Origin of the sequence: Pantoea sp. EABMAA-21 (assembly GCF_030053335.1) — a bacterium.
In the GTDB taxonomy this organism is placed as follows: Bacteria; Pseudomonadota; Gammaproteobacteria; order Enterobacterales; family Enterobacteriaceae; genus Pantoea; species Pantoea communis.
Window position 1 is genome coordinate 29,881 of the sequence record NZ_JASGBX010000018.1, and the last position, 12,497, is coordinate 42,377.

A 12,497-nucleotide genomic window follows, 5' to 3' on the forward strand; every position below is an offset into this window, starting at 1 on the left:
TGCACTTTGACGGTGCTGAATGCTTAACGTTTCTGGTGCATCTGTTCATTGATAAGGCAATCACTGAAGATATAAGTGGTCTTAAGGCACGGTATTTACGAGAACAATGGTGCTTGACTTGCCAAAAGGATAGTTAAAGCGGTTTAAGGCAGGCGGAAAAAAAACGAAAAAAAAAATATTTCGCACGCCAGGATAAGAGCGGGGAAAATTATACACAGCTGATGGGCTCGGGGCTGGATTCAGTTATCCACTATTCCTGTGGATAACCTTGTGCATTAGCGACTGAAAACCGCGTGAAAGCGAGGAAATACGCGGCCTGCATACATTATGCTGCGAAACTGGACTTTGAACTCATTACCAATAAAATCAGCAGGTTAATTAAAAGCAAGCCTGAGATTTTTCTGCCTTGTCATCGGACTGCAATTTAATGACGCTCTCTTGACAAATGTTAAAAGCGTCACGGCTCTGGGGATAACCTTGCGCAACAAGCTTTTGCCTTTTGCCGCTTAAATTGCACTGAAGCGAGACAGCTGCTTTCCCCGTTATCGTGCAAGATATCTGTAAATATATCCAGTATTTTTTTCTGGCAAATTCGTCATAGCAGAGTAGAATTATCAGCCTGCTCGCTGACATCTTCTGCAGGAACCGCAAAACCATGAGTAAAGCCTTCAAACTCAACTCTGATTTCAAACCTTCAGGCGACCAGCCCGAGGCCATTCGTCGTCTTGAAGAGGGGCTGGAGGATGGTCTCGCACATCAAACCCTACTGGGGGTAACCGGATCGGGTAAAACCTTTACCATCGCCAACGTGATTGCCGATCTCAATCGCCCGACGATGGTGATGGCACCAAACAAAACGCTGGCGGCGCAGTTATACGGTGAAATGAAAGAGTTCTTCCCGGATAACGCCGTGGAGTTTTTTGTCTCTTATTACGATTACTACCAGCCTGAAGCCTATGTGCCGAGTTCTGACACCTTCATTGAGAAGGATGCGGCGGTGAACGAGCACATTGAACAGATGCGTCTCTCAGCCACCAAAGCGATGCTGGAGCGCCGTGATGTGATTGTGGTGGCCTCGGTCTCGGCGATTTACGGCCTGGGCGATCCCGATCTCTATCTGAAAATGATGCTGCACCTTACGCGCGGCATGATTATCGACCAGCGCAGCATTCTGCGCCGTCTGGCGGAACTGCAGTATACCCGCAACGATCAGGTGTTCCAGCGTGGCACCTTCCGCGTGCGTGGCGAAGTGATCGACATCTTTCCGGCTGAATCCGACGACATCGGCTTGCGTGTCGAACTGTTTGACGAAGAAGTTGAGCGTCTGTCGCTGTTCGATCCGTTGACCGGGCAGATTGAGTCCGTGATCCCGCGTTTCACTATCTATCCGAAAACGCACTACGTGACGCCACGCGAACGAATTCTGCAGGCGATGGAAGAGATCAAAGTCGAGCTGGTGGATCGTCGCAAGGTGCTGCTGGAGAACAATAAACTGCTGGAAGAGCAGCGCATCAGCCAGCGTACCCAGTTCGATCTCGAAATGATGAACGAACTCGGCTACTGCTCTGGCATTGAAAACTACTCGCGCTATCTCTCGGGTCGCGGTCCGGGCGAGCCACCGCCGACCTTATTTGACTACCTGCCCGCCGATGGATTGCTGGTGGTGGACGAATCGCACGTTACCATCCCCCAGATTGGCGGCATGTATCGCGGCGACCGCGCACGTAAAGAGACGCTGGTAGAATATGGCTTCCGCTTGCCTTCGGCGCTGGATAACCGTCCGATGCGTTTTGAAGAGTTTGAAGCGCTGGCACCGCAAACCATCTATGTTTCGGCCACGCCAGGTAACTATGAGCTGGAAAAATCCGGTGACGAAGTGATTGATCAGGTGGTACGTCCCACCGGGCTACTGGATCCGATTCTGGAAGTGCGTCCGGTCGCCACTCAGGTGGATGACTTACTATCAGAAATTCGCAAACGCGTGGCGATCAATGAACGTGTGCTGGTCACTACGCTGACCAAACGCATGGCGGAAGATCTTACCGAATATCTGGTGGAGCACGGCGAGAAGGTGCGCTATCTGCACTCCGATATCGATACGGTTGAACGTATGGAGATCATTCGTGATTTGCGTCTCGGTGAGTTCGATGTGCTGGTGGGCATCAACTTACTGCGCGAAGGTCTCGACATGCCGGAAGTGTCGCTGGTGGCGATCCTCGATGCGGATAAAGAGGGCTTCCTGCGTTCCGAACGCTCACTGATTCAGACTATTGGCCGTGCGGCGCGTAACATCAACGGTAAGGCGATTCTGTACGCTGATAAGATCACCCCTTCGATGGAACGCGCGATGGGCGAAACCGAACGTCGTCGAGAGAAGCAGCAGCGTTACAACGAAGAGAATGGCATTGTGCCGCAGGGCCTCAACAAGAAAATCACCGATATTCTTGAGCTGGGCAAAAACGTGGTGAAAACGCGCGGTAAGGGCAAAACCGCCTCACGTGTGGCGGCAGAAGAAGAGGCCAATTATCTGGCGCTGACGCCACAAGCCATGCAGAAGAAAATTCACGAGCTGGAAGTGCAGATGCAGCAGCACGCGCAGAATCTGGAGTTCGAAGAGGCCGCCAGTGTGCGCGACCAGTTGCACCAGCTGCGCGAGTTGTTTATCGCCGCCTCCTGACGGTGCAGAAAGACGTATCATTCGGATCGACTGAGCACATACGTGTTAACTATGTGCCCGGTCTGATCTGCTACCCATGTGCCAGGTCGTACCTGAATTGCGACCCTACGTAAGATCCTTAAAATTCGCCCTCGTAGGGTGCGCATTTATGCGTACTGCCTGCGCGAGGTTAAACTGCCTGAATCGCGTGTTCTAGCGCAATTCGCAGCAGCTGGCGATCGTGACGATACTTGATATCGGCGGCCTCCAGCGGTTCGCGTACAATCAGGCGATCTTCCACGCCGCTGACGTCCGCTGACGGGCTGACCACCACGGCATCTATCACTCGCCTGCCGATGGCTTTTTCCATCATCGCCAGTTTATCCGCCACCGTCAGGCTGGCGGCCGGGCTTAACTCACGTCCAAGATTGCCAATAAACACCATGGTGGCGGGCGTACGGCGCAGCGCGCGTGCCATCTCCTCCATCAGCAGAATTGGCATCAGGCTGGTGTAAAAACTGCCTGGGCCAATCAGGATCAAATCCGCTTCCGCAATCGCATCCAGTGCTTCTTTAGTGGGAGTGACATTGGGATGCAGCATCAACTCTTGCGGCGGTAGCTTCATTTCATCAATTGCCGTTTCGCCATACACCATATTGCCTTCGCAATCCTGCGCCACCAGGTCTACCGGTTGCTCCGACATCGGAATCAAGAAGGCATCGACTTTGAGCAGATTGCGAATGATGTTGATGGCTTCCAGCGGCCGCACGCTAAGGTGATCGAGCGCTTTGAGCATCAGATTACCGAGGTTGTGACCGGCCAGTTCGCCGTTACCGGCAAAACGGTATTCAAACATTGCCGAGGCTACGCTCGGTTCCATGATCAACTGGTTCAGGCAATTACGCATATCTCCCCAGGCAATACCGCCTTCCGAACGACGAATGCGTCCGGTGGATCCGCCGTTATCGGTGGTGGTCACGATGCCGGTCAGGCGTGAGCCCAGCGGTGCCAGCGCCGACATCACACGACCCAGGCCGTGCCCGCCGCCCAGTGCTACCACGCGATCCAAATCTGCCAGGGTACGATTCATGCTGTTCCTTTTAACGGACAACTGCAGGTTGTCATGCAGTTGAAGTGATGTGTATCAATATCTGTCGCGCATTTTACCGTATCCTGCGGCGAAAATGCGGTGAAAAAAACGTTATGTATCAATATATATAGCGAAATTCACTGATGGATGCGAGAGAGAAATCGCGCTACCATTCGAATTAACCGTGTTGTCCATAATGACAACAGACTCCCAAGCCTTGCATGCCTAAGTCATAACGATATGGATGCCTGGCCGCAGCATCGCTGCCAGGGTGCAGAAAGAAATGACTGCATCTCCCGTATTTGGAAAGGTGTTCAGGTGCCACAATTTACAGATGCCTATGCGCGCAGCTTCTACTATCTGCGCCTGTCGGTCACGGATGTCTGCAACTTCCGTTGTACCTACTGTTTACCCGATGGTTATAAACCGAACGGTAATCACAACAAAAGTTTCCTCTCGCTGGACGAGATTCGCCGCGTGACGCGTGCCTTTGCGGCCGCGGGCACGGAAAAAGTGCGTCTCACCGGCGGCGAACCCTCTATGCGCCGCGACTTCACCGATATCATCGCAGCAGTGCGTGAAAACGCCGCCATTCGCCAGATCGCCATGACCACCAACGGTTACCGAATGGCGCGAGACGTGCGCGCGTGGCGTGATGCCGGGCTCACTCACATTAACGTTAGTGTCGATAGCCTTGATGCGCGCCAGTTTCACGCCATCACCGGCCAGGACAAATTCGCGGAAGTGATGGCCGGAATTGATGCCGCGTTTGACGCCGGGTTCGAGAAGGTCAAAGTCAACAGCGTGCTGATGCGCGATCTCAACAGCCACAGCCTGGCGACCTTCCTCGACTGGATCCGCATCCGTCCAATTCAGCTGCGCTTTATCGAACTGATGGAAACCGGCGAGGGCGGTGATCTGTTCCGTCGTCATCACATCTCGGGTGAGGTGATTCGCGATCAGCTGATCATGCAGGGTTGGCAGCTTCAGCCGCGTGGACGCAGTGACGGTCCGGCGCAGGTGTTCCGCCATCCTGACTATCAGGGCGAAGTCGGTTTGATCATGCCCTACGAAAAAGATTTCTGCGCCAGTTGCAACCGTCTGCGCGTGTCAGCCATGGGCAATCTTCATCTGTGCCTGTTCGGCGACGGCGGCGTTTCGCTGCGCGATTTACTGGCATCCGACGATCAGCAGGGCGAGCTACAGGCCCGCATCGCCCACAGTCTCGGGCAGAAAAAGCAGACGCATTTCCTGCATCAGGGCAACACCGGCATCACACAAAACCTCTCATTCATTGGCGGCTAAACACAGGAGTTACAGCCATGGGTAAACCTACCGGCGAGTTTGTCGCCTTGAATGTGGCGGTGATGACCGTCTCGGACAGCCGTGATGCCAGCAATGATAGCTCGGGCGACTACTTGCGTGAGGCACTGACAGAAGCCGGGCACCAGGTGGTGGATCGCGCGATTGTGCCTGATAACCGTTACCGCATTCGCGCCACCGTGTCGCGCTGGATTGCCAGTGATGATGTGCAGGTGGTGATCGTCAATGGCGGCACCGGATTTAACAGCAAAAACAGTACGCCGGAAGCGCTGCTGCCGCTGTTCGACCGTGAAATTGACGGCTTTGGCGAACTGTTCCGGATGATCTCATACGAAGAGATTAGCAGTTCCACGCTGCAATCACGCGCGGTGGCCGGGCTGGCGAACCAGACGCTGATTTTCGCCGTGCCGGGATCAACCAATGCCTGCCGTAGCGGTTGGGAACGCATTATTGAAGAACAGTTGGATGCGCGCACGCGTCCCTGTAATTTTGTCTCTCATTTGAAGAAGTTGTAAGCATGTCATCATTAACTCATATCAATGCCGCTGGTGAAGCCCATATGGTGGATGTCTCCGGCAAAACTGAAACGGTGCGTGAAGCCCAGGCTGAAGCACTGGTGCTGATGAGCGCGGAAACGCTGCAGATGATCATCGACGGCAGCCATCATAAAGGCGATGTGTTCGCCACGGCACGCATCGCCGGTATCCAGGCCGCGAAACGCACCTGGGAGTTGATCCCGCTGTGCCATCCGCTGATGTTGAGCAAGGTGGAAGTGACGCTGGTGGCCGAGCCTGAGCACAACCGCGTGCGCGTCACCTCTCGTTGCCGTCTGACCGGAAAAACCGGCGTGGAAATGGAAGCGCTGACCGCCGCATCGGTGGCCGCGCTGACCATTTACGACATGTGCAAAGCGGTGCAGAAAGATATCGTGATCGATCAGTTGCGTTTGCTCAGCAAAAGCGGCGGCAAATCCGGCGATTTTCAGGCGGTGGCACATGATTAAGGTGCTGTTTTTTGCCCAGGTGCGTGAATTGACCGGCATCAGCGCGTTAGAGCTGAAACCGGAATATCAGGATGTAGCAACCTTGCGTGCAGCGCTGGCGGAGAGGAACGATCGCTGGGCGCTGGCGCTGGAGTCCGGCAAATTGCTGGCAGCGGTCAATCAGACGCTGGTGCCGATGAGCCATCCGCTGCGTGCGGGTGATGAAGTGGCGTTCTTCCCGCCGGTCACCGGAGGATGAGCATGGCCACTCGTATTCGCGTTGGCGTTGAGCCTTTTGATGTCGGCGAGGAGTATCGCCAACTCGCCGCGCATGACAGTGATGGCGCGGTGGCCACCTTTACCGGCAAAGTGCGCAATCACAATCTCGGTGACAGCGTGGCCGCTTTAACCCTGGAACACTATCCGGGTATGACGGAAAAAGCGCTGGCGGAAATAGTCGAAGAGGCGCGTCAGCGCTGGGCGTTGCAGCAGGTGACGGTGATCCATCGCGTGGGCGAACTTTTCCCTGGTGATGAAATTGTGTTTGTTGGCGTCAGCAGCGCCCATCGCAGTAGCGCATTTGCTGCTACCGAGTTCATCATGGATTACCTGAAAACCCGTGCGCCGTTCTGGAAGCGTGAAGCCACCGAACAGGGCGATCGTTGGGTCGATGCGCGCGACAGCGACCATCAAGCCGCCGAACGCTGGAAGTAGCGCGTAAAACCGACCTGCTCTGATAGCCGTAGCGAGTTGAAAACGTTAAGGTACGGGTTTTGCTGGCCTGTCAGGGAACAAGATGAATACCACTAAAATGCTCAAAGGCGCGGCGCTGCTCACCGCGCTGGTACTGGCCGGATGTAGTACCAAAAAAGAACCGCAGGCCCCCGCGCGGCAACCTGCCGACGTCAAATCTCAGATTCAAAAGTTACTGCCGAGCGATGTCAGCCAAAAAAGCGCCTGGGCGGACGACATCTACACCGCGTTTCGCGTCCAGCAGATCGATCCCAGCGCCAGTAACGTCTGTGCGGTGATCGCGGTCACCGATCAGGAGTCCAATTTCAGTGCCGATGCGCCTGTGCCCGGTTTACCCAAAATCGCCTGGGGTGAAATTGACCGCCGCGCCGCCAAAGTGCACGTTCCCGCGTTCTTAGTGCGCACCGCCTTACTGATTAAATCGCCCACCGGGGAAAGCTACGCCGCGCGACTGGATAAGGTGCGCAGTGAGAAAGAGCTGAGCGCAATTTTCGATGATTTCATCGATATGGTGCCGATGGGGCAGAAGCTGTTTGGCAATCTCAATCCGATTCACACCGGCGGCCCGATGCAGGTCAGCATTGAATTTGCCGAAGCGCATGCCAAAGGTTATCCGTATTCAATTGATGGCTCGATTCGCCGTGAAGTCTTCACGCGTCGCGGCGGCATCTACTTTGGCACAATGCATCTGCTCGGCTATCCGGCGGATTACAGCCAGATGCTGTACCGTTTTGCCGATTTCAATGCCGGTTGGTACGCCAGCCGTAACGCCGCTTTTCAGGCAGCCGTAGCGCGCGCCAGCGGCATTAAACTGGCGCTGGATGGTGATCTGATTATGTACGGCAGCGAGCAAGCGGGTTCCACCGAATTAGCGGTGCGCACGTTGAGCAAGCAACTGGATATGAGCAATCGGGAAATCCGTCGCGACCTGGAGAAGGGCGATACGGAAAGCTTCAGCAGCAGCACGCTCTGGAAGCAGACGTTTATTCTGGCTGATAAAATGGCCGGTAAACGCCTGCCGCGCGAGATGCTGCCGGGCATTAAACTGGAGAGCCCGAAAATCACCCGCAATCTGACCACCGCCTGGTTTGCCCAGCGCGTAAATGGCCGATATCAGCAGTGCTTGACGCGCCGTTGACGCAATGCGGTGTAGACTCCACACTTAGAGCGTTTGTCTAACTTAAAGAGGTGCATCATGGACCGATATCCACGTAATGATTCAATCGTGCAGCAGGCGTCAACCGGGCTGCAGACATATATGGCGCAGGTCTATGGCTGGATGACCTGCGGCTTGCTGCTGACCGCGTTTGTCTCCTGGTTTGCAGCGCGCACGCCGGCGGTGATGGAGCTGGTGTTTGCAAATCGCATCACCTTCTTCGGGCTGATCATTGTGCAGCTGGCGGTAGTCTTTGTGCTGTCGGGCATGGTGCATCGTCTGAGCAGTACCTTAGCCACCGGGCTGTTTATGCTCTATTCAGCGCTAACGGGCCTGACGCTGGCGAGTATTTTCCTCGTTTACACCTATTCCTCTATCGCCAGCACCTTCTTCGTGACGGCGGGCATGTTCGGTGCCATGAGCTTCTACGGTTACACCACCAAGCGCGATCTCAGCCGCTTTGGCAGCCTGCTGTTTATGGCGCTGATTGGTATTGTGCTGGCGTCACTGGTGAACTTCTGGCTGAAAAGCCCGGCGCTGATGTGGGCGATCACCTATATCGGCGTAGTGGTGTTTGTCGGTCTGACCGCTTATGACACCCAGAAACTGAAATCGATTGGCGAAACCATCAACGTTAATGACAAAGAGAATCTGCGTCGCTACTCAATCATGGGTGCATTGACGCTGTATCTCGACTTCATCAACCTGTTCCTGATGCTGCTGCGTATTTTCGGCAACCGCCGTTAACTCTGCAGCACCGCTTCTGGCTGGTATCAATGCGCCTCCTGCAACATCCGAACAGGATGCTTGTAGGGGGCGCAATTCATGACAGGCAACGTGCATCAATGTAAATCTGCACAGAATTTTGTCGGGTGCGCTATTGATGGCGCCCACCGCGCGTGAGTGATTTCTCCCCGCTTATCCCGCGTCCGATTTGGCCATCTTCTGTTCATTCTTCTGCCGCAGATGTTTTGCGCGACTCTCCAGCATCAGATACAACACCAGCGCCAGCAGCAGCGGCAAAATAAAGTACAGCACGCGATAGGCCAGCAGGGCGGCAATGATGGTGCCGTGCGAAACATGCTCGCCAGCCAGCAGCGCCAGAAATACCGCTTCAAGCACCCCGATGCCCGCCGGAATATGAATGATCACCCCCGCAATACTGCTGATCAGTAACACCCCCAGTACCTGCGGATAATCCACCTGACGCGCCAGCAGCAGCCAGATAATGGTGCCCATCACCAGCCAGTTCGCGCTGGAGACGGCAAACTGAATCAGCGCCATGCGCAGCGACGGCAGCTGTAGATGTTGCCCCTTTATCGTCCAGCGACGTTTTTTCGCAAAGGCGCAGGCCCACAAATAAATCGCCACCAGCACTAACAGCACGGCACCAATAATGCGCAAAGTGTTTTCGCCAATAAACCAGCGCGGCGGAATCGGCACCATGCCGGCGACAAACACCACGCCCGCCAGCAGGAGATAGCCCAGCCAGTTGGTGGCGATGCTCATGGAAAAGATGCGTGTAATGGTGCCACCGGGCAGGCCGAGGCGGGAATAGAGGCGATAGCGCATCGCCACGCCGCCGACCCAGGTGCTGAGCGTCAGGTTAAAGGCGTAGCAGATAAACGACACCAGCATCACCTGACGCTTCGCCAGTTTGTGTCCACAGTAGGCGCGACCGATTAAGTCATACACGCCATAGGTGAGATAGCTGACCACCACCAGCGCCGCTGCGCCCAGCACCACATAGCGGTTGTAGCCGACGATCACCTGATACACGTCCTGCCAGTTCACTTTGCGCGCGTAGATCACCAGCAGTACGATCACCGCAATAAAGAACAGCCAGGTGAGGATTTTCTTTGTCCATTGCCAGCGAGAATGTTTTTTGCTCATCAGTGTTTCGCTCCTTCGTTGCCGGTTTCGACCCGATCCTGGGTTTCCATTTCCGGTTGCACGGGGGGATCAACCTGCGCCAGTAAAGGCGTATGCGCGGGCAACCAACCGGCAATGGCCGGGAAGTGACGCAGGAAATGGAACACAATCACGCTTTTAGTGAGATGCCACCAGGTGCGCGGCGGCAATTTGTCATCCTGCACGCGCACACAATCGTGCTGAAGCAAGGCTTCCAGATTGTCACGCAGCGTCTGATTGAAAGTGCGATCGTGCACGATGAGATTGGCTTCCAGATTGAGCGATAAGCTCAACGGATCAAGATTGCTGGAGCCCACGGTGGCCCAGTGCTGATCCTGCACCGCAATTTTGCCGTGCAGTGGACGGCGGCAATATTCATAAACCTCAACCCCGGCATCCACCAGATAGTTATAGAGCATCTCGGCGCCCACTTTAACAATCGGCATATCCGGTTCACCCTGCACGATCAGCCGTACACGCACGCCACGCTGTGCGGCACTGCGCATTTCACGTAACAGGCGATAGCCAGGGAAGAAATAGGCATTAGCGATGATGACGTCCTGTTTGGCCTTGCGCAGCATATCGAGATAGTGCTGCTCAATGTCGTCGCGATGGTCGTCATTGTCGCGGTAAACAAACAACACCTGCGCCTCACCGGGCATCGCATTAACCGCCAGCCGCTGTGAACGTCCCCCCCACCAGCGTCGTGTGGTCTGCTTGCTACCGATGGCCTGCTGTACATAGCGAGCAATATCCAGCACCACCGGCCCCGTCACCTCGACCGCATAATCCTGCTTCGCCTCCGGGCCGTAATCGGTATTGTGCTCTGCAGAGAAGTTGATGCCGCCCACAAAGGCGAGGGCATCATCGACCACCACGATTTTACGATGCAGACGACGGAACACGTTGGTGCGCATGCCCAGCACCAGCGGGCGCGGATCGTAATAGAGAAAACGCACCCCGGCTTCCGTCAGCGTGTTCACAAAGGCGTCGGAGAGATCGTGTGAACCATAGCCATCCACCATCACTTCGACTTTCACGCCACGCTGCGCTGCTGCAAGCAGATCGCTATGCAGCGCGTTGCCGACGTCGTCTTCAAACAGAATAAACGTCTCCAGCAGCAGCGAACGCTCGGCACGCTGAATGGCTGCTGAAACGCAGGGGAAGAACTGCTCGCCGTTCTCCAGCAACCGCAACTGATTGCCCTCACGCCAGCTGAAATTCATAGGAAGATCTCCACGGCCAGGGGGGCGTGATCGGAAAGGTGTGACCAGGGTTTGACCGGCAGCGCCCAGGGCTGGCTCACGGTGGCGTTGCGGATATAAATACGATCCAGTCGCAGTAGCGGAAAACGTGCCGGGAAGGTACGTGCCGGGCGGCCGTTTTTCATGCTAAACACTTCCTGCAATCCCGCGCTGCGCTTCAGGAAGCGATTGGCGTGCACTTGCCAGTCGTTGAAATCTCCCGCCACCACCAGCGGCGCATCATGCGGCAGGGCATTGATGCGATCGCTCATCATCTTCATCTGCGCCTGGCGATGCTGTGCTTTAAGCCCTAAATGCACACAGATGACATGCAGCGGATCGGGGCGATCCGGCAGGCGAATCTGGCAGTGCAACATGCCGCGCTTTTCGCTTCCCGCCACAGAAATATCGAGATTTTCATATTCAATAATGGGGAAACGTGACAATATCGCGTTCCCGTGATGTCCCTCGGGATAAACTGCGTTACGGCCATAGGCAAAATCATGCCACATGGTATCGGCCAGATACTCGTAATGAGAGTTTTCCGGCCAGTTCTCAATGTGCAGTGAATGGATAGCGTGGGTGCCCATCACCTCTTGCAGGAAGACAATATCCGCCGAGGTGGCGCGGACTGCGTCACGCAATTCCGGCAGGATAAAGCGACGGTTAAAGCTGGTGAACCCCTTGTGGGTATTGATCGTCAGGACTTTAAATGAAAATCCTTGCGTGTTTTGTGGCATACTTCGACGCGCTCCTTTTCATCATCAACAGCACAAAGTGTAGTCTTTGTCACAAATGGATGGTGATGGACGCAGAAAATTAGGGCGTTATCCGAAATTTGCTTTACATTGAGGAAATCCGTCTGGCCGCAGCCAGATACACTTGGGCGACCTGTTGGGTCTGCCAGGAGAAGAGAATGAAATGGTCTAATCGTGTTCAGATCGTTACCGGTCAAACCTGTTTGCATATTGCGATGCACCTGTTGGTGATCGCCGCGCTGGTTTGGGGCTGGAAGCACAAGGCGCTGGTTGAAGTGAGCAGTACCCTGGTAGCAGCTTATGCGGTGGTGTTTATCGCCATGCTGGCTCTGCAGCGTAGTGCCCGTTTGCGTCGCATGGGTGACGCGCTGGAAGAAGTCACGACAACGTACTACTTCGGCGCAGCGATGCTGACGCTGTTCCTGATCTCCCGTTTCATCCACAACAACCTGTTGATCGGTTGCCTGGGCGTGGTGATGTTGGTGGGTCCGGCGCTGGTATCCTTGCTGGCGAAAGAACCCGCGCATCGCGTGGAGAAAAAGCGCAGCTAAGCGAAAGCTCAGTTGCGAACCGAAAGGAGCCCCATGCGGCTCCTTTTGTTATGAGCAGCGCAATAACGGTCAC

13 protein-coding genes and 1 riboswitch are annotated in these 12,497 nt (G+C 55.2%); of the genes, 9 read left to right on the forward strand and 4 right to left on the reverse strand.

Annotation, left to right across the window (positions count from 1 at the left end):
* The first annotated feature begins 655 nt into the window (after positions 1–655).
* Positions 656–2,677, forward strand: a complete 2,022-nt coding sequence (gene uvrB, locus QMZ65_RS21165; RefSeq protein ID WP_034821123.1) for an excinuclease ABC subunit UvrB — start codon at positions 656–658, stop codon at positions 2,675–2,677.
* Between the two features lie 169 nt (positions 2,678–2,846).
* Here uvrB and QMZ65_RS21170 read toward each other — a convergent pair whose 3' ends face one another.
* Positions 2,847–3,746, reverse strand: a complete 900-nt coding sequence (locus QMZ65_RS21170) for a gluconeogenesis factor YvcK family protein (protein ID WP_034821119.1) — start codon at positions 3,744–3,746, stop codon at positions 2,847–2,849.
* Between the two features lie 195 nt (positions 3,747–3,941).
* Positions 3,942–4,076, forward strand: a riboswitch (molybdenum cofactor riboswitch).
* On the opposite strand from QMZ65_RS21170, the gene moaA reads away from it, so the two are divergent.
* From moaA to QMZ65_RS21205, 7 genes are all read left to right on the forward strand, one after another.
* On the forward strand, positions 4,065–5,051 hold the full coding sequence (moaA, locus tag QMZ65_RS21175; RefSeq protein ID WP_097117587.1) for a GTP 3',8-cyclase MoaA: 987 nt from the start codon (positions 4,065–4,067) through the stop codon (positions 5,049–5,051). It overlaps the preceding riboswitch by 12 nt.
* A 17-nt stretch (positions 5,052–5,068) precedes the next feature.
* The gene (gene moaB, locus QMZ65_RS21180) at positions 5,069–5,584 is read left to right on the forward strand and encodes a molybdenum cofactor biosynthesis protein B (RefSeq protein ID WP_283216634.1); all 516 of its coding nucleotides are present in this window, start codon (positions 5,069–5,071) and stop codon (positions 5,582–5,584) included.
* A gap of 2 nt (positions 5,585–5,586) precedes the next feature.
* Positions 5,587–6,072, forward strand: coding sequence for a cyclic pyranopterin monophosphate synthase MoaC (gene moaC, locus QMZ65_RS21185; protein ID WP_097117386.1), 486 nt, complete (start codon positions 5,587–5,589; stop codon positions 6,070–6,072).
* Positions 6,065–6,310, forward strand: a complete 246-nt coding sequence (gene moaD, locus QMZ65_RS21190) for a molybdopterin synthase sulfur carrier subunit (RefSeq protein WP_097117384.1) — start codon at positions 6,065–6,067, stop codon at positions 6,308–6,310. Before moaC ends, moaD begins: the two co-directional genes overlap by 8 nt.
* A 2-nt stretch (positions 6,311–6,312) precedes the next feature.
* Positions 6,313–6,765, forward strand: a complete 453-nt coding sequence (gene moaE, locus QMZ65_RS21195) for a molybdopterin synthase catalytic subunit MoaE (protein WP_097117382.1) — start codon at positions 6,313–6,315, stop codon at positions 6,763–6,765.
* Positions 6,766–6,847: 82 nt separating this feature from the next.
* Positions 6,848–7,942, forward strand: coding sequence for a DUF1615 domain-containing protein (locus QMZ65_RS21200; protein WP_283216635.1), 1,095 nt, complete (start codon positions 6,848–6,850; stop codon positions 7,940–7,942).
* A 57-nt stretch (positions 7,943–7,999) separates the two neighbouring features.
* The gene (locus QMZ65_RS21205; protein WP_034821101.1) at positions 8,000–8,707 is read left to right on the forward strand and encodes a Bax inhibitor-1/YccA family protein; all 708 of its coding nucleotides are present in this window, start codon (positions 8,000–8,002) and stop codon (positions 8,705–8,707) included.
* 171 nt (positions 8,708–8,878) lie between these two features.
* On the opposite strand, the gene QMZ65_RS21210 is transcribed toward QMZ65_RS21205, so the two are convergent.
* The 3 genes from QMZ65_RS21210 to QMZ65_RS21220 are packed head-to-tail and all read right to left on the reverse strand — an operon-like array spanning position 8,879 to position 11,855.
* Complete coding sequence (locus tag QMZ65_RS21210) at positions 8,879–9,853, reverse strand: lysylphosphatidylglycerol synthase domain-containing protein (RefSeq protein WP_058961604.1); 975 nt, start codon at positions 9,851–9,853, stop codon at positions 8,879–8,881.
* Positions 9,853–11,097 (reverse strand): cardiolipin synthase ClsB, encoded by a 1,245-nt coding sequence (gene clsB / locus QMZ65_RS21215; RefSeq protein WP_160832569.1) that lies wholly within the window; start codon positions 11,095–11,097, stop codon positions 9,853–9,855. Before clsB ends, QMZ65_RS21210 begins: the two co-directional genes overlap by 1 nt.
* Positions 11,094–11,855, reverse strand: coding sequence for an endonuclease/exonuclease/phosphatase family protein (locus QMZ65_RS21220; protein ID WP_058961602.1), 762 nt, complete (start codon positions 11,853–11,855; stop codon positions 11,094–11,096). The genes clsB and QMZ65_RS21220 overlap by 4 nt, the downstream gene beginning before the upstream one ends.
* A gap of 176 nt (positions 11,856–12,031) precedes the next feature.
* Between QMZ65_RS21220 and QMZ65_RS21225 the strand changes: the two genes are divergently transcribed.
* Positions 12,032–12,424, forward strand: coding sequence for a YbhQ family protein (locus QMZ65_RS21225; RefSeq protein ID WP_034821088.1), 393 nt, complete (start codon positions 12,032–12,034; stop codon positions 12,422–12,424).
* Positions 12,425–12,497: the final 73 nt, after the last annotated feature.

What these genes read in the sequence shown, in the direction of transcription:
- clsB (WP_160832569.1), bottom strand. Translation starts at nt 11,097, where the DNA reads ATGAATTTCAGCTGGCGTGAGGGCAATCAGTTGCGGTTGCTGGAGAAC.
- QMZ65_RS21220 (WP_058961602.1), bottom strand. Translation starts at nt 11,855, where the DNA reads ATGCCACAAAACACGCAAGGATTTTCATTTAAAGTCCTGACGATCAAT.
- moaB (WP_283216634.1), top strand. Translation starts at nt 5,069, where the DNA reads ATGGGTAAACCTACCGGCGAGTTTGTCGCCTTGAATGTGGCGGTGATG.
- QMZ65_RS21205 (WP_034821101.1), top strand. Translation starts at nt 8,000, where the DNA reads ATGGACCGATATCCACGTAATGATTCAATCGTGCAGCAGGCGTCAACC.
- moaC (WP_097117386.1), top strand. Translation starts at nt 5,587, where the DNA reads ATGTCATCATTAACTCATATCAATGCCGCTGGTGAAGCCCATATGGTG.
- uvrB (WP_034821123.1), top strand. Translation starts at nt 656, where the DNA reads ATGAGTAAAGCCTTCAAACTCAACTCTGATTTCAAACCTTCAGGCGAC.
- QMZ65_RS21170 (WP_034821119.1), bottom strand. Translation starts at nt 3,746, where the DNA reads ATGAATCGTACCCTGGCAGATTTGGATCGCGTGGTAGCACTGGGCGGC.
- moaD (WP_097117384.1), top strand. Translation starts at nt 6,065, where the DNA reads ATGATTAAGGTGCTGTTTTTTGCCCAGGTGCGTGAATTGACCGGCATC.
- QMZ65_RS21210 (WP_058961604.1), bottom strand. Translation starts at nt 9,853, where the DNA reads ATGAGCAAAAAACATTCTCGCTGGCAATGGACAAAGAAAATCCTCACC.
- QMZ65_RS21200 (WP_283216635.1), top strand. Translation starts at nt 6,848, where the DNA reads ATGAATACCACTAAAATGCTCAAAGGCGCGGCGCTGCTCACCGCGCTG.
- QMZ65_RS21225 (WP_034821088.1), top strand. Translation starts at nt 12,032, where the DNA reads ATGAAATGGTCTAATCGTGTTCAGATCGTTACCGGTCAAACCTGTTTG.
- moaE (WP_097117382.1), top strand. Translation starts at nt 6,313, where the DNA reads ATGGCCACTCGTATTCGCGTTGGCGTTGAGCCTTTTGATGTCGGCGAG.